At 61.7% G+C, this 326-nt stretch carries 1 protein-coding gene; it reads right to left on the reverse strand.

What is annotated here, in order from left to right; translation table 11 throughout:
• Positions 1–59: 59 nt before the first annotated feature.
• On the reverse strand, positions 60–326 hold a 267-nt coding region (locus ABOC97_RS23955; RefSeq protein ID WP_349602337.1), incomplete at its 5' end, for an MFS transporter.

Genomic DNA, 326 nt, shown 5'->3' on the forward strand with positions numbered 1-326 from the left:
TCTCAGGCGCTGGATATCGGACGGACTGAACTGTTTCATGATGCTTTCTCCTGGTGGGGTCAGAGACCCGGGTTAAGGACAGTGTCACGGAGGGGTTCGGAGCGGGGAATGCTGAGCAGGGTCCAGAGCAGGACGGCCCCGATAAGGTCAAGGAAGCCCAGCACATCGAAGACCAGGCTGTAGCCGATACTGGCCACGGCGACCCCGATCAGCAGCGTCCCGATAAATCCTCCCACGCCGCCGACCAGCCCGGCAAAGCCGGTGACGGTGCCGACCTCGTCCTCGCTGAAGAATTCAGCCGACATGCTGATCACCGTGATGGAGGC

The sequence above is a fragment of the Kluyvera huaxiensis genome (assembly GCF_040149365.1).
Classification (GTDB): Bacteria; Pseudomonadota; Gammaproteobacteria; order Enterobacterales; family Enterobacteriaceae; genus Kluyvera; species Kluyvera intermedia_A.